Consider the following 408-nt stretch of genomic DNA (forward strand, 5'->3'; position numbering starts at 1 on the left):
CGGAGCCTCGGGCGCGGCCGCTTGTTCGGCCATGGCAGGTGCGGCCTGGATGGCCTCTGGCGGTAAAGGCGGAGGCGCGGCCGCAGCCGGCGGCGAGGTCGCACGCGTCGGCTCAGGCTCGGGGGCGAGTGGCGGCGATACCCGCCGTAATGCCGCAGCATTCGCGCCTTCGAGGGCGTCCAGCCGCGTGCGCAGGGCGGCGACCTCGTTCATTGACTTCAACGCAAATGCAAATGCGACGACCGCAATGACGAAAACAATGAACACCAGCATCAGGCCTCCAGGCGGGCGCGCGGGGGGCGTAGCCAATCACGTCCGCGGTCGTCGCAATCCATTGAGTGGAGGTTGCCCCGCAAAAAGTTCAATCGCTAGATCATGATCCGATTAGATGGAATCGGATCATGATCT

At 64.7% G+C, this 408-nt stretch carries 1 protein-coding gene; it reads right to left on the reverse strand.

Features of this window, described 5'->3' with window-relative positions; genetic code table 11:
• Positions 1 to 273: hypothetical protein (locus CWO89_RS45265; RefSeq protein WP_502702966.1), on the reverse strand; the 273-nt coding region annotated here is incomplete at its 3' end.
• Positions 274 to 408 lie beyond the last annotated feature (135 nt).

The organism is Bradyrhizobium sp. Leo170 (assembly GCF_004296405.1).
Lineage (GTDB): Bacteria > Pseudomonadota > Alphaproteobacteria > Rhizobiales > Xanthobacteraceae > Bradyrhizobium.